Annotated in this window: 17 protein-coding genes; 14 read left to right on the top strand and 3 right to left on the bottom strand. The window is 62.0% G+C overall.

Translation table 11 applies throughout. From position 1 onward, the window contains the following. Positions 1 to 18 precede the first annotated feature (18 nt). From ybgC to M729_RS1000000139315, 6 genes are all read left to right on the top strand, one after another. Entirely contained in the window at positions 19 to 489 is a 471-nt protein-coding gene (gene ybgC / locus M729_RS0119030) for a tol-pal system-associated acyl-CoA thioesterase (RefSeq protein ID WP_027162519.1), read from the top strand. Positions 490 to 887: 398 nt separating this feature from the next. Beyond that, positions 888 to 1598 carry a protein TolQ gene (gene tolQ, locus M729_RS0119025; RefSeq protein ID WP_013529145.1) on the top strand — a complete coding sequence of 237 codons (711 nt, stop codon included), beginning with the start codon at positions 888 to 890 and terminating at the stop codon, positions 1596 to 1598. A gap of 10 nt (positions 1599 to 1608) precedes the next feature. Beyond that, entirely contained in the window at positions 1609 to 2061 is a 453-nt protein-coding gene (gene tolR / locus M729_RS0119020; protein WP_023811855.1) for a protein TolR, read from the top strand. Between the two features lie 7 nt (positions 2062 to 2068). Then, positions 2069 to 3226, top strand: a complete 1158-nt coding sequence (locus tag M729_RS0119015; protein ID WP_013529147.1) for a TonB family protein — start codon at positions 2069 to 2071, stop codon at positions 3224 to 3226. A 40-nt stretch (positions 3227 to 3266) separates the two neighbouring features. Continuing rightward, complete coding sequence (gene tolB / locus M729_RS0119010) at positions 3267 to 4577, top strand: Tol-Pal system beta propeller repeat protein TolB (RefSeq protein WP_013529148.1); 1311 nt, start codon at positions 3267 to 3269, stop codon at positions 4575 to 4577. Positions 4578 to 4616: 39 nt separating this feature from the next. Further along, the gene (locus M729_RS1000000139315; protein WP_245267598.1) at positions 4617 to 4796 is read left to right on the top strand and encodes a four helix bundle protein; all 180 of its coding nucleotides are present in this window, start codon (positions 4617 to 4619) and stop codon (positions 4794 to 4796) included. Between the two features lie 172 nt (positions 4797 to 4968). Here M729_RS1000000139315 and M729_RS1000000138870 read toward each other — a convergent pair whose 3' ends face one another. After that, positions 4969 to 5205 (bottom strand): hypothetical protein, encoded by a 237-nt coding sequence (locus M729_RS1000000138870; protein WP_164767832.1) that lies wholly within the window; start codon positions 5203 to 5205, stop codon positions 4969 to 4971. A 33-nt stretch (positions 5206 to 5238) separates the two neighbouring features. On the opposite strand from M729_RS1000000138870, the gene pal reads away from it, so the two are divergent. The 4 genes from pal (at position 5239) to ftsH (ending at position 10560) form a co-directional block, all read left to right on the top strand. Beyond that, positions 5239 to 5745, top strand: a complete 507-nt coding sequence (gene pal / locus M729_RS0119000; RefSeq protein ID WP_013529149.1) for a peptidoglycan-associated lipoprotein Pal — start codon at positions 5239 to 5241, stop codon at positions 5743 to 5745. Positions 5746 to 5965: 220 nt separating this feature from the next. Then, the gene (ybgF, locus tag M729_RS0118995; RefSeq protein WP_027162518.1) at positions 5966 to 7075 is read left to right on the top strand and encodes a tol-pal system protein YbgF; all 1110 of its coding nucleotides are present in this window, start codon (positions 5966 to 5968) and stop codon (positions 7073 to 7075) included. A 57-nt stretch (positions 7076 to 7132) separates the two neighbouring features. Then, a complete protein-coding gene (gene tilS / locus M729_RS0118990) occupies positions 7133 to 8506 on the top strand; it encodes a tRNA lysidine(34) synthetase TilS (protein WP_027162517.1) in 1374 nt (457 codons plus the stop codon). A gap of 125 nt (positions 8507 to 8631) precedes the next feature. Then, on the top strand, positions 8632 to 10560 hold the full coding sequence (gene ftsH / locus M729_RS0118985) for an ATP-dependent zinc metalloprotease FtsH (protein ID WP_013529152.1): 1929 nt from the start codon (positions 8632 to 8634) through the stop codon (positions 10558 to 10560). Positions 10561 to 10805: 245 nt separating this feature from the next. Here ftsH and M729_RS0118980 read toward each other — a convergent pair whose 3' ends face one another. Beyond that, positions 10806 to 11258 (bottom strand): hypothetical protein, encoded by a 453-nt coding sequence (locus tag M729_RS0118980; RefSeq protein WP_013529153.1) that lies wholly within the window; start codon positions 11256 to 11258, stop codon positions 10806 to 10808. 242 nt (positions 11259 to 11500) lie between these two features. After that, positions 11501 to 12337: a hypothetical protein gene (locus tag M729_RS0118975; RefSeq protein WP_027162515.1), complete on the bottom strand. Its 837-nt coding sequence runs from the start codon at positions 12335 to 12337 to the stop codon at positions 11501 to 11503. Positions 12338 to 12705: 368 nt separating this feature from the next. On the opposite strand from M729_RS0118975, the gene glmM reads away from it, so the two are divergent. The 4 genes from glmM (at position 12706) to M729_RS0118955 (ending at position 17580) form a co-directional block, all read left to right on the top strand. Further along, entirely contained in the window at positions 12706 to 14058 is a 1353-nt protein-coding gene (gene glmM / locus M729_RS0118970; RefSeq protein WP_027162514.1) for a phosphoglucosamine mutase, read from the top strand. Positions 14059 to 14307: 249 nt separating this feature from the next. Continuing rightward, a complete protein-coding gene (locus M729_RS0118965) occupies positions 14308 to 15144 on the top strand; it encodes an outer membrane protein (protein ID WP_027162513.1) in 837 nt (278 codons plus the stop codon). Between the two features lie 218 nt (positions 15145 to 15362). Continuing rightward, on the top strand, positions 15363 to 16202 hold the full coding sequence (locus tag M729_RS0118960; RefSeq protein ID WP_318011902.1) for an outer membrane beta-barrel protein: 840 nt from the start codon (positions 15363 to 15365) through the stop codon (positions 16200 to 16202). A gap of 202 nt (positions 16203 to 16404) precedes the next feature. Further along, complete coding sequence (locus M729_RS0118955) at positions 16405 to 17580, top strand: phosphoserine transaminase (protein ID WP_027162512.1); 1176 nt, start codon at positions 16405 to 16407, stop codon at positions 17578 to 17580. The last annotated feature ends 9 nt before the right edge of the window (positions 17581 to 17589 follow it).

The following is a 17589-nucleotide window of genomic DNA, read 5'->3' as shown; positions in this document are numbered from 1 at the left end:
ACTAAAAAAGGAAGCGCAATGGGCGATCATGGTGAATCGGCGACGCTGCTGGCCGGGCTTTCCGGTGCGCTGACGGCGTTCGGCCACCGGCTGATGGCGCGAGTCTACTATGCCGACACCGATTTCTCCGGCGTCGTCTATCATGCGCGCTATCTCGAATTCTTCGAACGCGGCCGCTCCGACTATCTCAGGCTGACCGGCGTGCACCACACAGAACTTGCCGACGGCAAGCATGGCGAAAGAATAGTCTGGGTGGTGCGCCGCATGGAGATCGATTTTCGCGGCCCCGCTCGTATCGACGACATCCTGACCGTCGACACCCGCACCGAGGACATTTCCGGCGCGCGCATCTTCATGGCGCAGCAGCTCAAGCGCGGCGACGAGGTGCTGGTCGAGGCCAAGGTCGAGGCGGCGATCATCGGCGAGAATGGCCGCCCAAGGCGCTTTCCCAAGGAATGGGTGGCGGCATTCATGCCCCGGATGGGATGATATTCAGGTGATGCCGGCCTGCAAACGGTGATTCCCTGCGCTTCCGGTGCTCGGGTACTTCAAGTACCCTCCGCTCCGGTTCTCGGAAACCACCGCTTTCGGCTCGGCATCACCTGAATATCATCCCATCCTGACTTCGCGCTTGGATGATGGCGTTACAACTGTGCGGGCGTGGCAATGCGCCGCGCCTTATATACTAACCCATCCTTAACCATAACGGTTCATGAAGAGATTGGTGAAGATTGGCGTTATCGAACGCCTTCGTTTCACCAATATTTGCCCTGAAAAGGCCGACAACGGCACAGTTTGGGGTTGTTCCGGTAGCTTCGTGCGAACCGACCACAAGGGATGCCAGGGCCAGCCGCCAGCTTCGCCCGGAAAATCTTAAGGACGTAACGATGGAAAATATCGCACTCGCCGATCCGGGCGCGCAATTGTCGGTTTGGTCGCTGTTCGTTTCGGCCAGCTGGGTGGTCAAGCTGGTCATGATCGGCCTGCTCTGCGCCTCGGTCTGGACCTGGGCGATCATCGTCGACAAGCTGGTTTCCTATGCCCGCATGCGGCTGGCGCTCAACCGGTTCGAGCAGGTGTTCTGGTCGGGGCAGTCGCTGGAGGAGCTTTACCGCACGCTCGCCGATCGCAAGACCACCGGCATGGGCGCCATTTTCGTGGCGGCCATGCGCGAGTGGAAGAAGAGTTTCGAGAAGGGCGCCAAGTCGCCGCTCGGCCTGCAAACCCGCATCGACAAGGCGATGGACCTGGCGCTGACCCGCGAGATGGAAAAGCTGGAAGGGCGCCTCGGCTTCCTTGCCACCACGGGCTCGGCGGCACCCTTCATCGGCCTGTTCGGCACCGTCATCGGCATCATGACGTCGTTCCAGGCGATCGCCGGCTCCAAGAACACCAGTCTCGCCGTAGTTGCGCCGGGCATCGCCGAAGCGCTGCTGGCGACGGCCATCGGCCTGCTCGCCGCCATTCCCGCCGTCATCGCCTACAACAAGCTGTCGTCCGATGCGAGCAAGATAGCCGTGCGCATGGAAGGATTCTCCGACGAGTTCTCCGCCATACTCTCGCGCCAAATCGATGAAAAAGTGGCCCCCAAGGCCTGAGGAGTAGCAGATGGGTATGTCCATGGGCATGGGAGGACGCGGCGGGCGCGGCCACAGGCGGCGCGGCCGTCACCATGCACTGATGTCCGAGATCAACGTCACGCCGATGGTCGACGTGATGCTGGTGCTGCTGATCATCTTCATGGTCGCGGCACCAATGCTGACGGTCGGCGTGCCGATCGACCTGCCGGATACGCAGGCTAAGGCGATGAATGCCGACACGCAGCCGATCACCGTCTCGATCAACGCCGCCGGCCAGATTTATCTGCAGGAAACCGAAATCCCGATCGAGGAGCTGGTAGCCAAGCTGCAGGCAATTTCCAAGACCGGCTATGAGGAGCGCATCTTCATCCGCGGCGACAAGTCCACCGACTATGGTACGGCGATGAAGGTGATGGCCCGTATTTCGGCCGCTGGCTACAAGAACATCGGCCTGGTTTCACTGCAGGAACAGGACCAGTAGACGCGCGATGAAGACCGGCCTCACCACATCGGTCATCTTGCATACGGCGGCGCTGACCTTCGGCCTGTTCACGCTGACGGCGCCGGCGGCACTTCCGTCGTCCGACGTCGAGTCGGTCGCGGTCGATATCGTGCCGATGGAAGCCATTGCGCAGACGTTGCAGGGCGACAAGAAGGCCGTGATGCATGAAAAGCCGGCGCCTGTGCCGACGCAGCGCCCGGACATCGTTCCGGATGCGCAGAAGGTCGGCGAGAACAGCGTCGACACCGACAAGCCGATAACGCCGGAAGCCAAGCCGAAGCCCGTCGACATGACCTCGGCTCCGCCGCCCGCGCCGACCCCGATCGAAAAGCCGAAGCCCGAGGACGTGCCGAAGCCGCAGGAGAAGCCCAAGCCCACCCCGGCAACGGAAGTGGCGCCGGCGCCGACGCCCAAGGAAGAGGTCAAGCCCGAGCCGGTCAAGCAGGCCGATCCCAAGCCGACACCGGCCAAGCCGGCGCCGACCCCGCCGCCGCAGGACAAGACCGCTGCCATCGATCCGACGCCCGAGGTCAAGCCCGACGCCGTCGCTGAAGCCATAGCGCAGGAGCCGCCCGCCGAGGCGACGCAGCTGCCGGATTCCGCTCCCGCGCCGGAAGCGCGGCCGAAGCCGCAGCCGGCGCAGGCCGAAAGCGCCAAGGCGCCGGAGCGCAAGGACGCCGACAAGCCGGTCAAGGAAGCGTCGTCGAAGCCGAAATCCGATGACAAGCAATTCAACGCCGACGAGATCTCCGCGCTCCTCGACAAGCAGAAACCATCCGGCGGGGGCGCCAAGCGCTCGACCCAGCAGGCGTCGCTCGGCGGCGACAAGGACCAAGGTCAGAAGCTTTCCAGGTCCGAAATGGGTGCCCTGGAAAGCCAGCTCGGCGGCTGCTGGACCCTTCCTGTCGGCCTTGAAGGTTCCGAGAACTTCCTCGTCGTGGTGCGGTTCAACCTGGATGCATCCGGTAAGCTGGACGGGCGCCCGGCGGTCGAAAAGTCGAGCGGGAATCGCCAGTTCGACGAAAGTGCCGTTCGTGCGGTGCAAAAATGCGATGTCACCGGCCTGCAAGTTCCCGCCGGCAAGCAGGACATCTGGGCCGACGTCCGCGTCACCTTCGATCCAAGGGAGATGCTCGGCCTCTAAGGCCCTGTCATCCGAAAATCAGTACGAGAAGCGAGAAGACATGAAATCAATCCTCAAGCCGCTCCTGATGGTCGCAGCAATGGCGATGGGCATGACCGCGGCAGGCACGTTGCCGGCGCTGGCGCTCGTCGAGCTCAACGTCAACAAGGGCAACGTCGAGCCGCTGCCGATCGCCATCACGGATTTCCAGGGCGGCGACGCGCTTGGGGCGCAGATTTCGCAGATCGTCACCGCCGATTTGAAGCGTTCGGGTCTGTTCGCTCCGATCGACAAGAGCGCCTTTATCGAGAAAATCACCAACCCCGATGCAGCACCGCGCTTCGACGACTGGAAGGTGATCAACGCGCAGGCGCTGGTCACGGGCAGCGTCAGCAAGGAAGCCGACGGCCGCATCCGCGCCCAGTACCGGTTGTGGGATACCTTTGCCGGCCAGCAGATGGCTGGCGAGCAGTTCTTCGCCAACGATGCCAATCAGCGGCGTGTCGCCCATATCATCGCCGACGCCATCTATGAGCGGCTGACCGGCGAAAAAGGCTATTTCGACACCCGCGTCGTCTTCATCGACGAATCCGGCGCCAAGAATGCGCGCAAGAAGCGCCTCGCGATCATGGACCAGGACGGCGCCAACGTCCGCTATCTTTCGGACGGCAGGTCGATCGTGCTGACGCCGCGTTTCTCGCCGAACCGGCAGGAAATCACCTACATGTCCTATGAAAGCGGTCAGCCGCGGGTGTACCTGCTGCAGATCGAGACCGGCCAACGCGAACTGGTCGGCAATTTCCCAGGCATGACCTTTGCGCCGCGCTTTTCGCCCGATGGCCAGAAGGTGATCATGAGCCTGCTGCGCGACGACGGCAATTCCAACATCTTCGCCATGGACCTGCGCAGCCGCTCGACGACGCGGCTGACCAACTCGACCGCCATCGACACCTCGCCGTCGTATTCGCCCGACGGCAGCAAGGTGGTGTTCACCTCCGACCGTGGCGGCCGCGCACAGATCTACGTGATGGGCGCCGACGGTTCGGGCCAGACCCGTATCTCCTTTGGCGACGGCGTCTATTCGACACCGGTATGGTCGCCGCGCGGCGACCTGATTGCCTTCACCAAGCAGACCGGCGGCGAATTCCAGATCGGCGTCATGAAGACCGATGGATCGGGTGAGCGCATCCTCTCCTCCGGCTTCCAGCAGGAGGGACCGACCTGGGCGCCGAATGGCCGCGTGCTGATGTTCTTCCGCGATTCCGCCGGTGGCCCCAAACTGGTTTCGGTCGATCTGACCGGACGCAACGAGCAATCGATCCCGACGGCGAACTTCGCTTCGGACCCTGCCTGGTCGCCGCTGCTGGAGTAAGAGACGAACTGAGGAACTGGGGAATTGAAGAACTGAAGAATGGAGAAGGCGGGCGGCCACATCAAGCGTGCGAAGGATCTAGAGGTTTATAAGCGCGCTTATGTGGTCTCTCTTGACGTGCATAAAGCTACGCTCGCCTTCCCGAAAATGGAGCAATACGCACTGGCTGATCAGTTGCGTCGCTCCAGCAAGGGGATCTGCGCCAATTTGGCTGAGTGATTTGCCAAGCAGACTCACTCCAAACCCAATTCGCGCGGTTCATTTCGATGGGCAATGGGGTCATGCAGCGAAGTGGAGACGTGAATTTCCTATGCGTTCGACCTTGGATACATCAGCCAGGCACAACACGACGATTGGCTGCGATCCTATGACCATATCTACGGCATGCTGATCAATCTGAGAGAAAAGCTGAAGTGAATTCTCTCTTCAGTTCTTCAATTCCCCAACTCTTCAATTCCTCTTTTCCATCTCTTTGTCGCGTTTTGGCCGTATTTCCGCCTAGGGTCCGCGCCAACTGTGGCTCATGGCCAATGGCTGCGGACGGGCAGCTTAAACCAAAATTTAACCGTGTTTCTTGAATGCCGGTTAACCCAAACGTGGTTACTGGGTGATCAACGAAATCACTCAAATTAGACCACTCGAATTACGAAGGAGAGGCGGCATGGGCCGTATTGCAGCACTTACCAGAAACCCGGTCATGATCGCGCTGGTGGCGATGCTCGCCATCGCCGGTTGCGCCTCGAAAAAGACGCCGAACAACGCGGCCGATCTTGGCCTTAACGGCGCCGGCGCCGCAACACCCGGATCGGCGCAGGACTTCACCGTCAACATTGGCGACCGCATCTTCTTCGATACGGACTCGACCTCGATCCGTGCCGACGCGCAGACGACGCTCTCGCGCCAGGCACAGTGGCTGAACCAGTATAAGCAGTATGCCATCGTCGTCGAAGGCCATGCCGACGAACGCGGAACGCGCGAATACAATCTGGCGCTCGGCGCCCGCCGCGCAGCCGCTACCCGTGACTTCCTTGTCGCCAAGGGCGTCTCGGCCAGCCGTCTCAAGACCATTTCCTACGGCAAGGAACGTCCGGTCGCGGTTTGCGACGACATCTCTTGCTGGTCGCAGAATCGCCGCGCGGTCACTACGCTTAGCGGCGCTGGCTCCTGAGGCATCATGGACCGGCGCGTCAAAGGACGCGTGGCCGTCTAGCGGTAAAAATGCAACATACTTGTGCGAAAGGCGGCCTTGGGGCCGCCTTTTTCATATCCGGATGCCCGAAACAAAATTTGGCCGAAGTCTCGGCTCCTGCTATGAGCCGAGGGCGCTTGGCTGGTCCCATTCTGATTGGAAGGCGCGAACAAGCTAACGAAATCACTGCGAGAGGCACATGCATTTGAGATCGGTTCTGAGCGGCACGCTTGCGCTGCTGCTCCTATCAGGCGTCACCGCCCTGGCTAGCGGCACCGGGGCGAGCGGCACAGGGCAATCAACCGACAGCGGCTTTACCTTCCATCTTCCCAGTATCGAATTGCCCGGCTTTTTTGGTCAAAAGAAGAAACCGGACCAGGTTCAGCTGGTGCAGTCCGATCCTACCGCTGTCACCAGCCTGGAAGAGCAGCTGCGGCAGATGAACGGCAAGATCGAGGAACTCAATTTCCAGGTCCTGCAAATGCAGGAGCAGATCCGCAAGCAGCAGGAAGATAATGAATTCCGCTTCCAGCAGCTGGAAGGTGGCGGCACGCAAGGCGGACAGCCGCCGGCGCAGAAGAAATCGGACGCCACCACCGGCACCGACAACAACGTGGCGGCGGCCCCGGCAACACGGGCGCCGGCCGATGCCGGCGCCGAGCCCGCCAACGATCAATCGGCAGTCGGCAAGACGGTCGAGGACGTCATCGTCGAATCTCCGGATGGCGACCCCGGCAAGGTTATTCCCGGTACGGGAGCGCCGGAAAAGACCTTCGGCAGCATCACCGTCGACAAGAACGGCAATGTCATCGATGCCGGCGGCAACACACAATCGACCGCGCCGGCGCAGGATACCGCGCCAGTCGCCGGGGCGGCGCCCAAGGCCGGCAAATCCGATACGGTGGTCGCGGCGTTGCCCGCCACCAACAATCCGGAAGAGCTCTACCGCAACTCATACCAGTTCATCCTCTCGGGCGACTACGGCACCGCCGAGCAGGGTTTTCGCGACCACATCGCCCGCTTCCCCAAGGATGCGAAGGCCGCGGACGCGCATTACTGGCTGGGCGAGTCATTGCTCGGCCAGCAGAAATACCGCGATGCGGCCGAGACGTTCCTTGCCGCCAGCAAGGACTACCCCAAGGCCAAGAAAGCTCCCGACATGTTGCTGAAGCTCGGCGTGTCGCTGGTCGGCCTCAAGCAGCATGACGTTGCCTGCGCCACTTTCAGCGAGGTCGGCAAGCGCTACCCCGATATTTCCAGCGCGCTCAAGGAACGCGTCAAGCAGGAGAAGGCTCTGGCTGCCTGCTGATCCTTGTCATACATGTCGTTGTCCTGAAACCGGGATCACTTTTGGGCGACATCCATCATGCTCGACACCGAGCCGGACCTTTCGACTAACCCTTTTTCGCATATCGATTTTACCAGCGGCGCTGTTGCGGCCGTGTCCGGCGGCAGCGACTCGACCGCCCTGCTCCTTCTTCTCAAACACCATCTCGAACGTAGGGCGCCGGCAACCAGGCTGCTGGCGGTGACGATCGACCACGGTTTGCGGTCCGGTTCGGCTGCGGAAGCGCAAACAGTGGCGAAGCTGTGCGCCAGGCTCGGAATTTCACACCGCATCCTGACATGGTCGGGTCCAAAGCCATCGACCGGTCTGCCCGCCGCCGCTCGCGAGGCGCGCTACCGGCTGCTAGCCGAGGCGGCACAAGCGGAAGGCATCGGCATGATCCTCACCGGCCATACCGCCGACGACCAGGCGGAAACGGTGCTGATGCGGCACGCGCGGGACGAGGGCCAAGGCCATGCCGGCATGGCCGGCCGGGGACTTGCCGGCATGGCGCCGGCCACCCTCTATGACTGCCGCATCTGGATCGTGCGGCCGCTCCTCGGCGTGCGGCGCGCGGCATTGCGCGACGTCCTGCGCCGTCAAAATGTCGGCTGGGCTGACGATCCGACCAATGACGACGCGGCTTTCGAGCGGCCGCGTGTGCGGGCCGCACTTGCCGGCGAGAGTGTCGAGCATGTGAAGGGCATGTTGATGCTCGCGGGCCAGGCCGCCCTCGAGCGCAGGCAGCTTGGCGCCAGCGCAGCCGGTTTGATCGATGGCTTCGCCAGCCAGCCAGCCATCGGCCTCATCCGCCTCGACCCGTGCCTGCTCTCCTCCGGTGACGAGCAGGCGGCCGTCTATGCGTTGCGCATCCTTCTGGCCACGACCGGCGGGATTGCCTTCCTGCCGGATCAGGCCCGCAGCGAGGCTCTGTTCGGTCGGCTGAGGGCTGGATTTCTTTGCGCCACATTGTCGCGGACGGTTGTCGATTCCCGGCGCTCCGGCATATTCCTGCGCCGCGAGGCGCGCGGACTGCCCGCTGCCGCTGCCGCCACCGGCAGCACCCTGTGGGACGGCCGCCGGCACATCACATTGAACGACAGCAGCAGCGCATTGTTGATTGCCCCGTTAGGCGCGGCAGCGGCGAAGCGGCTGGCGACGGGTGAAGGAAAAACCCCGTCGAGCCTGATGCGCGCCGCGCTCGCGGCCGAACCGGCGGTGTGGCAGGCCGGTGAATGCCTTGGTTTGCCTGGATATGGACTGAAGTCCGCGACGGTGGAAGCGCGGCCGGTCGTTGCCCCCTTCGGCCGCTTCCTGCCATCCTTCGACCTAGCGCCGGCGCGGGCCGTCGCCGGGCTGATTGGCGCGGCCCCGGTCCCGCCCTTGCCTTTCAGCGGCCACAGTGCCGGCTGATGGTTGCGCGAAAGCTTAACCCAGACGTGCTGTTCTGCTTGGCAAGGGGGGACGCTCTCCCTATGTTAGGCGCAAGTTTCCTCTCATGACGCGTGTCCGCCTCGCGGACGCCAACGGGACAATTGATGAATCCGAACTATCGCAACCTCGCGCTCTGGGCGATCATAGCGGTCCTGCTCATAGCCCTGTTCAATCTGTTCCAGACGCCGCAGACGCGAGGGGCTTCCAGCGATGTGCCTTATTCGCAGTTCCTGCAGGATGTCGCGGCGGGGCGGGTCAAGACGGTGACCATTGCTGGCGCTCGTATCAGCGGCACCTACACCGACAATTCCAGCGGTTTCCAGACCTATTCGCCCGGCGATCCTTCGCTGGTCTCGCGGCTGCAGGACAAGAACGTCACCATCAATGCGCGGCCTGAAACGGACGGTTCCAATTCGCTGTTCGGCTATTTGATCTCCTGGCTGCCGATGATCCTCATCCTCGGCGTCTGGATATTCTTCATGCGCCAGATGCAGTCCGGCTCCGGCCGCGCGATGGGCTTCGGCAAATCGAAGGCCAAGCTGCTCACCGAAGCGCATGGCCGCGTCACTTTCCAGGACGTTGCCGGCGTCGACGAAGCCAAGGAAGATCTGGAAGAGATCGTCGAGTTCCTGCGCGATCCGCAGAAGTTCCAGCGGCTCGGCGGCAAGATTCCGCGCGGCGTGCTGCTCGTCGGCCCTCCGGGAACCGGCAAGACGCTGCTCGCGCGCTCGGTTGCCGGCGAAGCCAATGTGCCGTTCTTCACCATTTCCGGTTCTGACTTCGTCGAGATGTTCGTCGGCGTCGGTGCAAGCCGCGTCCGCGACATGTTCGACCAGGCCAAGAAGAACGCGCCCTGCATCATCTTCATCGACGAAATCGACGCAGTCGGCCGTCATCGCGGCGCCGGCCTCGGCGGCGGCAATGACGAACGCGAGCAGACGCTGAACCAGCTGCTGGTCGAGATGGACGGTTTCGAATCCAACGAAAGCATCATCCTGATCGCTGCCACCAACCGGCCCGACGTGCTCGATCCGGCGCTGCTCCGGCCAGGCCGCTTCGACCGCCAGGTCGTGGTGCCGAACCCTGACATCGTCGGCCGCGAGAAGATCCTCAAGGTGCATGTGCGCAACGTGCCGCTGGCGCCCAATGTCGACCTCAAGGTGATCGCGCGCGGTACGCCTGGCTTCTCCGGCGCCGACCTGATGAACCTCGTCAACGAATCCGCGCTGATGGCGGCACGACGCAACAAGCGCCTCGTCACCATGGCTGAATTCGAGGACGCCAAGGACAAGATCATGATGGGCGCCGAGCGCCGCTCGTCGGCCATGACGCAGGCCGAGAAGGAGCTGACCGCCTACCATGAGGCCGGCCACGCCATTCTCGCGCTTAACGTGCCGTCGGCCGATCCGCTGCACAAGGCCACCATCATCCCGCGCGGCCGCGCGCTCGGCATGGTCATGCAGTTGCCCGAAGGCGACCGCTATTCGATGAGCTACAAATACATGATCTCGCGGCTCGCCATCATGATGGGCGGCCGTGTCGCCGAGGAGTTCAAGTTCGGCAAGGAGAACATCACCTCCGGAGCTTCTTCGGATATCGAGCAGGCGACCAAGCTGGCGCGTGCCATGGTCACGCGCTGGGGCTTTTCCGACAAGCTCGGCCATGTCGCCTATGGCGACAACCAGGAAGAAGTGTTCCTTGGCCATTCGGTGGCACGCACGCAGAACGTCTCGGAAGAAACGGCGCAGATCATCGACGCCGAAGTGCGCCGCCTGATCGATGAGGCCTATTCGTCGGCGAAGTCCATCCTGACCAAGAAGAAGAAGGAATGGATCGCGCTGGCGCAGGGCCTGCTGGAATACGAGACGCTGTCCGGCGAGGAGATCAAGCAGTTGATCGCCGGCCACAAGCCCGCACGCGACCTCGGCGACGATACGCCGCCAAGTCGTGGCTCGGCCGTGCCGAAGTCCGGCGGCCGCCGCAAGAAGGGTCCTGAGCCCGAAGGCGGTATGGAACCACAGCCGTCGAGCTGAGTTCGGCCACCGATTTCATCGAACGCCGCGGCTTGCTCCGCGGCGTTTTTGTTTTTGGCGTTGGGGAGGAGTTGTCCGCGACCTCGCATCTGCGACGGTGACGATTGGCGAAAGCCTAGGTGATAGCCAATCTCCCCCACAAGGGGGAGATTGGCAACGTCGCCGCTGGCGTGCCCTCGAAGGCAACAAAAAGGCCCGCGAACCCTGCGGTTCGCAGGCCTTCTCTTCTTCAGATGTCTTGTCGCTCAGCTCTTCAGCTTGGCATTGCACAGGCTGTAATAACCGCCGCCCTTCTGGATCCAGCGAAGGCCGTTCAACGTGCCCGCGTCCTTGTTGCCATGGTAGCCCTGGAGACAGGTCTTCATGCGCGCCTTCGCGGGCTTTTCGGTCTTGAACTCGGCGGCCAGCGTGGTCGGAAATGTCACGCCCGCGGGCGCTACAGTGGGGGCGACCGCCGCGCTGGTTTCTTTTTTCGTCTGCGGCTCGGTTTTGACCGTATCCTCGCTGACACTGTCCGCTGCTGATGTCGCGCACTTCTCCTTGCGAAAAGCCGTCCAGTCCATGCCGTTCAGAGTGCCGCCTTCCTTGGCTGTTCGATAGGTCTCGCCGCATTCCTTCATCGTCAGTGCGCTTGCGGGGGCGACGCTCCAAGCGACAAATGCGGTCGCAGCCAATACCGCCAATTTCAAACCGTGCATAAGATCCTCCTGGTTGATAATAAGTTTGACGTCTTTTTGTATATGGTTTGTTCTCTATATGTTCAACCAGAATCTTTACGGACTACCGATGAGCTTGGCGTTGGGCAGTGTAGGCGAATTGATGATGCCGGCATCCCGGCGACATGCAGATGCGAGCAAGGCAGTGTGCGTCTTCGCGCAACAAAAAAGGCCCGCGCATCTTGCGATGCGCGGGCCTTTGTTTGGAGACTATGGCTAAGCGATCAGCCCTTCAGCTTGGCATTGCACAGGCTGTAGAAGCCGCCGCCCTTCTGGATCCACTTCAGGCCGCCGAGCGCATTGGCGTCCTTGAGGACATAGTACTGGTCGAGGCAGGTGTGCATGCGGCCCTTTCCGGGGGTCTCGCTGGCATATTTCGCCGAGATCGCGGACGGGAACTTGACGCCCTTGGGCGCAGCCGTCGTCGGCTTCGCCGGCTCCTTGGTGTAGCTCGCCTCGTCGGCGGCCGGCACGGTGTCGTCATCCGAGGCGGCTGCGCCGCACTCGGTCTTGCGGAAGTCGTTCCACTTCATGCCGTTCAGCGTGTTGGCCGTCTTGGCGGCCTGATACTTGGTGCTGCATTCGGCCATGCTCAGACCCTTGCCGCCATTGTCTGCGGGAGCGGCGGGAGCCGCGGCGGCCTTGGTGGTCGCCGGCTTGGCGGCGGCAGCGGCGGATGCACCGGCGGCGCATTCGGATTTACGGAAGTCGTTCCACTTCATGCCGTTCAGCGTGCCGGCAGCCTTCGCCGCCTGATACTTGGTGCTGCATTCCTTAGCCGTCAGGCCCTTGGCCGTGCTGTCGTCCGCCGCGGCGGCAGCCTTCGTGGTGTCGGTCGCTTTCTTGGCATCGGCCGGCTTGGCGTCGGTCGTCGCTGTGGCGTCGGTGCCGCACTGAGCCTTGCGGAACTGGTTCCAGGTCGCTCCGGCCAGTGTCCCCGCATCCTTGGCGGCGTTATACTTCGTGCTGCACTCGGCCATCGTCAGTGCGTTGGCTGGCGCGGCCAGGAACAAGGTCGCGACGGCGAGGCCGGTCAAAGTGGCAAGTCGGTGGATGAGCATAGCGTTTCTCCGTTGCAGCAGCCCATGATACGTCCCTGCAAATCAATAACGCTCAACGGTCGGTTGCGCCAGATGCTAAGTGGCGTATATATCGCCGAAAATCGGCTTCTCCCGATAAGGTGATGAAATCGTTGTCCGTTGCCTGGTTCAGAGCAAGATTTTCCTGGTGCATCCGCGCTGAAAGGCTCGAATGACTTGTATATTGCAGCATGGCAGTCTGGGCATGTCAGGTTGCGGCCACGTTGTGTGCAGTGCACAACAATGGTTTTCTAAGGATTGGTAACGTATAATCACACAATGTGATCATAGCGCCCTGGCCAATTGTGGCATGACGTGCCGGGGAAGAAACGTCGAGGAAGCTGACTGGCATGGCAGGGAATTATTTCGGCACGGACGGCATTCGCGGACGCGCCAACAAGTTTCCGATGACCGCTGAAATCGCGATGCGGGTCGGCATGGCCGCCGGCCTTTCCTTCCAGCGCGGCACCCATCGACATCGTGTCGTGCTCGGCAAGGACACCAGGCTTTCCGGTTATATGATCGAGAATGCCATGGTCGCCGGTCTTTGTGCCGCCGGCATGGACGTGTTCCTGCTCGGCCCGATCCCGACGCCGGCTGTCGCCATGCTGGTGCGTTCGCTGCGCGCCGATATCGGCGTCATGATCTCGGCCTCGCACAACCCCTATTACGACAACGGCATCAAGCTGTTCGGACCCGACGGCTACAAGCTCTCCGACGAGATCGAGGAGCGCATCGAGAGCATGCTCGACAGGGATATCGAACTGGCGCTCGCCGATTCCGACGGGCTTGGCCGCGCCAAGCGCGTCGACGGCGTGCATGACCGCTACATCGAATTCGCCAAGCGCACCTTGCCGCGCTCGATGTCGCTCGCGGGCTTGAGGATCGTCGTCGATTGCGCCAATGGTGCGGCCTACAAGGTGGCGCCCGAGGCGCTGTGGGAACTGGGCGCCGAAGTCGTCGCCATCAATGTCGAGCCCAACGGCTTCAACATCAACAAGGAATGCGGCTCGACCCACCCGGCCGGCCTGCAAAAGAAGGTGCACGAAGTGCGCGCCGATATCGGCATCGCGCTCGACGGCGACGCCGATCGCGTCGTCATCGTCGATGAAAACGGCGCGATCGTCGATGGTGACCAGATCATGGCGCTGATCGCCGAATCCTGGCACCAGAGCGGGCGGCTTGCCGGCGGCGGTGTCGTCTCAACCGTCATGTCCAATCTGGGCCTCGAACGCTTCCTCGGCGACATGAAGCTGCAATTGCACCGCACCAAGGTCGGCGACCGTTATGTCGTCGAGCATATGCGCGCGCATGGCTTGAATGTCGGCGGCGAACAGTCGGGTCATATCGTGCTGTCCGACTTTTCGACCACCGGCGACGGCCTGGTTTCGGCGCTGCAGGTGCTGGCCTGCATCAAGCGGCAGGGCCGGCCGGTCAGCGAACTGTCGAAGAAATTCGAACCCGTGCCGCAACTCCTGAAGAACGTTCACATTTCCGGCGGCAAGCCGCTCGAGGAGGCGCCGGTCAAGGCCGCCATCGAAGACGCGCGTAACCGGCTCGGCAAGACCGGACGGCTGGTTATCCGGCCATCCGGGACAGAGCCGCTGATCCGCGTGATGGCCGAGGGCGACGACCCGCAACTGGTCGAGTCCGTGGTGAATGGCATCGTGGACATCATCTCGGAAACGCGCAGCGCCGCCTGACCCCCACAGCGCCCGGCAGGACGTCGTCGCCTGAACCTGTCCAAGGCCCGCCTTTCGGCGGGCTTTTTCTTGTCGGCTCCCAGTCTGTTCGCTGTTCGGAAATCTCGCGCCGGTTCCCAGAAGTTTCGAGATTCGTGGTTAAGCAACAGGGTTAAACGCCTTTTAACCTTTGCAATTCATTATCCACGACTGAAAGCCAATCGCATTTCGGGCGGGTTTGCCGTTCCGAGCTTCTCAGGGGTGACAAGCATGTTCAAGACAGCAAGAAAGGCCCTGCTCGCCTTACTGTTCGCAGGCCTGGCGGGGCCGTTGTTCGCGGCCGACCTGCCGGAACCGATCGTCGAAGAGGCTCCGCCTCAGGCCGTCTACGAGCAGCCGGTAGAAGTCGGCGGCTGGTATATCCGCGGCGACATCGACTATCACAAGTCGACCGTGCGCGGCATCGACTATATGACCTACACCATCGATCAATGTAATTGTACGGTCACGCCCGGCACCAGAAGTTTCGATTTCGGCAAGCTCAAGGGCGGGTTCTCGCTCGGTGCCGGCGTTGGTTACAAGATCAACGACCACTTCCGGACCGATTTGACCGCCGACTACTGGTTCAAGTCGAACTTCAACGGCGGCACCTCGGATATCAACGGAACATCGACCGAAGTGTCGAAGATGAGCGCCCTGCTGCTACTTGCCAACGCCTATGTCGATCTCGGCACCTATCACGGCATCACGCCTTACGTTGGCGCCGGCATCGGCGGCGCCCGCGTCAAGTGGGATGATGTCTACGACCCGAACACCACCGAGTTCAATCCCGGCAGATCAAGCTGGCGTTTCGCCTACGGTCTGATGGCCGGCGCTTCGTACTGCCTGACCGACAAGATCATTCTCGATGCCGGCTACCGCTTCTCCCATATCCAGGGCGGCCGCATGTTCGACTGGAACATCACCAGCTCCGGTCCCGGCTTCGATCGTGGCATCAACACACACGAAGTGCGCGGTGGCCTGCGTTACCAGTTCGGTGGCAACAACGGTTGCGCCGCGCCGGTCGTTGCCTACCAGCCCGAACCCGAGCCGATCTACACCAAGTAACTCCCCTATTGCTTGAATTTTCCACGAACCGCCCGGCCTCAAGCCGGGCGGTTTTCGTTTGGGCCATGAGCACTCGGAAATGAATTCGCTAACGGTCTGTTAGCCTTAACCGGCACTTAACCACTATGGTTAACAATGCTCCTTGAAACGATGGCTGCCGCTGCGATTGCGGGCTGCGCCAAATTCGGGAGTCGGGGACCATGAAACTTACATCGCGTATGGCGCTGGCGCTCGGTGCACTAGCCCTCCTGCCGCTGACGCCGGTGCACGCGGCCGACTACGATCCGCCGATCTATGTCGACCAGGCGCCCGACTACGTCCCGGTCGAGGTCGGCTCCGGCTGGTATCTGCGCGGTGATCTCGGCTATGCCTTCAACAAGCCCTATGAATTTTCGGAAACTCCGGCCGGTCTGGTTACGGATACCAGCCCGCTGTCTGGTTCGATAGGTATGGGCTACCATTTCAACGATTACTTCCGCGGTGAATTGAATTTCGGTCTGCTGCCGACAAGCAAATTCGCCAGCAAATTCGACAGTACTTGCGATGGAACGCAGACGGTGACTGTCACCAGCGGTGGCAGCACAAGCGCGTTCGCCGGCCCAAGCACCCGTGGATGCGAAGGCTCCAACGACGGCAACAACAAGGCCTACGATGTGATGGCCAGCGCCTTTGTCGACCTGGGCACTTATGTCGGCTTCACGCCCTATGTCGGAGGCGGTGTCGGCATAGCGTACAGCACCTACAAGTACGCTCAAGGCGCTCGCAACTGTCAGAATTCATCGACAACATCAGGTACAACCACGACCATCTTTGAATGCGACGATCCAAACGGCTATGATGGGACGACGCAGTCGGAGAAGCAGTTCAGCTTCGCCTATACGCTCGGCGCCGGCTTTGCTTATCAGGTCAGCAAGAATGTTGCAGTCGATGTCGGCTATCAATACACGGCTCTGCCTTCCGCGAAATACGTGACAGCAGACGCTGTCGGCAACCCTGAGTTCAAAAAGGGCCTCGATTATCATCAGGTCAAGGTCGGGCTGCGCTACGATCTCTGGTAGGCGCGGCGAGTACGAGGACCAGGACGGCGGATCTTTCGGGGTCCGCCGTTTGCGTTTGAAGTCACGACATCCTGATCGGGGATCGCCGGTATCCCGGCAACGACAAAAACTTTCCTCTTGACGCCTGAAGCCCGAACGAATATCGCCGTCCGTGGGCCACCCCTCCCCAACGAGGGGCCACTATCTGGAAGGATAGACCACGATGACGACGCATACGAAGCCCGGACTCCGTCCGGCAAACCCCAATTTCTCCTCAGGTCCCTGCGCAAAGCGCCCCGGCTGGTCGGTCGAGGCGCTAAGAAATGCTGCGCTCGGCCGTTCCCACCGCGCCAAGATCGGCAAGACCAAGCTCGAACAGGCGATCGAGCTGACGCGGGAGATTCTCCAGGTCCCGGCGGGTTACCGCATCGGCATCGTGCCGGCGTCGGACACCGGTGCGGTCGAGATGGCGCTGTGGTCGCTGCTCGGCGAGCGCGGCGTCGACATGGTCGCCTGGGAGAGCTTTGGCTCCGGCTGGGTCACCGACGTGGTCAAGCAATTGAAGCTCGCCGACGTGCGCAACATCGAAGCCGGCTACGGCGAGCTGCCTGATCTCACCAAGATCGATTTCGACCGCGATGTGGTCTTCACCTGGAACGGCACCACGTCGGGCGTTCGCGTGCCGAACGGCGATTTCATTCCCGCGGACCGCAAGGGCCTGACCGTCTGCGATGCGACTTCCGCCGCATTCGCGCAGAGGCTCGACTTCGAAAAACTCGATGTCGTCACTTTCTCCTGGCAGAAGGTGCTGGGCGGCGAGGGCGCTCACGGCATGCTGATCCTGTCGCCTCGCGCCGTCGAGCGGCTGGAAACCTACAAGCCCTCATGGCCGCTGCCGAAAATTTTCCGCCTGACCTCAGGCGGCAAGCTGATCGAAGGCATCTTCAAGGGCGAGACCATCAACACGCCCTCGATGCTGTGCGTCGAGGATTACCTCGATGCGCTCAACTGGGCGAAGTCGACCGGCGGCCTCGACGCGCTGATCGCCAGGGCGGATGCCAATGCGGCCGTCCTCGATCGCTTTGTAGGCAAGTCCTCCTGGCTCGGTCATCTCGCCGTCCAGCCGGCGACACGGTCGAACACGTCCGTCTGCCTGTCCTTCACCGATCCGGACGTGTCCGCGCTCGACGCCGACGGGCAGGCGGCCTTCGCCAAGGGGCTGGTGTCGGTGCTCGACAAGGAAGGCGTCGCCTATGATATCGGTGCCTATCGCGACGCACCGCCCGGCCTGCGCATCTGGTGCGGCGCGACGGTCGAGACGTCGGATCTCGAAGCGCTGCTGCCCTGGCTCGACTGGGCATTCGCCGCACAGAAGGCGTCGCTCAAAGCGGCGGCCTGAGATCGTTCG

The organism is Mesorhizobium sp. WSM1293 (assembly GCF_000513875.1).
In the GTDB taxonomy this organism is placed as follows: domain Bacteria; phylum Pseudomonadota; class Alphaproteobacteria; order Rhizobiales; family Rhizobiaceae; genus Mesorhizobium; species Mesorhizobium ciceri.
Note: the sequence above shows the minus strand (reverse complement) of the source record. Positions and strands in the feature narration are given on the sequence as shown.

Bases quoted from the DNA above. Each gene is read 5' to 3' on its own strand.
- tolB (WP_013529148.1), top strand. From the start codon at position 3,267: ATGAAATCAATCCTCAAGCCGCTCCTGATGGTCGCAGCAATGGCGATG.
- tilS (WP_027162517.1), top strand. From the start codon at position 7,133: ATGCTCGACACCGAGCCGGACCTTTCGACTAACCCTTTTTCGCATATC.
- M729_RS0119015 (WP_013529147.1), top strand. From the start codon at position 2,069: ATGAAGACCGGCCTCACCACATCGGTCATCTTGCATACGGCGGCGCTG.
- ftsH (WP_013529152.1), top strand. From the start codon at position 8,632: ATGAATCCGAACTATCGCAACCTCGCGCTCTGGGCGATCATAGCGGTC.
- M729_RS0118980 (WP_013529153.1), bottom strand. From the start codon at position 11,258: ATGCACGGTTTGAAATTGGCGGTATTGGCTGCGACCGCATTTGTCGCT.
- ybgC (WP_027162519.1), top strand. From the start codon at position 19: ATGGGCGATCATGGTGAATCGGCGACGCTGCTGGCCGGGCTTTCCGGT.
- ybgF (WP_027162518.1), top strand. From the start codon at position 5,966: ATGCATTTGAGATCGGTTCTGAGCGGCACGCTTGCGCTGCTGCTCCTA.
- glmM (WP_027162514.1), top strand. From the start codon at position 12,706: ATGGCAGGGAATTATTTCGGCACGGACGGCATTCGCGGACGCGCCAAC.
- M729_RS0118975 (WP_027162515.1), bottom strand. From the start codon at position 12,337: ATGCTCATCCACCGACTTGCCACTTTGACCGGCCTCGCCGTCGCGACC.
- M729_RS0118960 (WP_318011902.1), top strand. From the start codon at position 15,363: ATGGCGCTGGCGCTCGGTGCACTAGCCCTCCTGCCGCTGACGCCGGTG.
- tolR (WP_023811855.1), top strand. From the start codon at position 1,609: ATGGGTATGTCCATGGGCATGGGAGGACGCGGCGGGCGCGGCCACAGG.
- M729_RS1000000139315 (WP_245267598.1), top strand. From the start codon at position 4,617: ATGGAGAAGGCGGGCGGCCACATCAAGCGTGCGAAGGATCTAGAGGTT.
- M729_RS0118965 (WP_027162513.1), top strand. From the start codon at position 14,308: ATGTTCAAGACAGCAAGAAAGGCCCTGCTCGCCTTACTGTTCGCAGGC.
- pal (WP_013529149.1), top strand. From the start codon at position 5,239: ATGGGCCGTATTGCAGCACTTACCAGAAACCCGGTCATGATCGCGCTG.
- tolQ (WP_013529145.1), top strand. From the start codon at position 888: ATGGAAAATATCGCACTCGCCGATCCGGGCGCGCAATTGTCGGTTTGG.
- M729_RS0118955 (WP_027162512.1), top strand. From the start codon at position 16,405: ATGACGACGCATACGAAGCCCGGACTCCGTCCGGCAAACCCCAATTTC.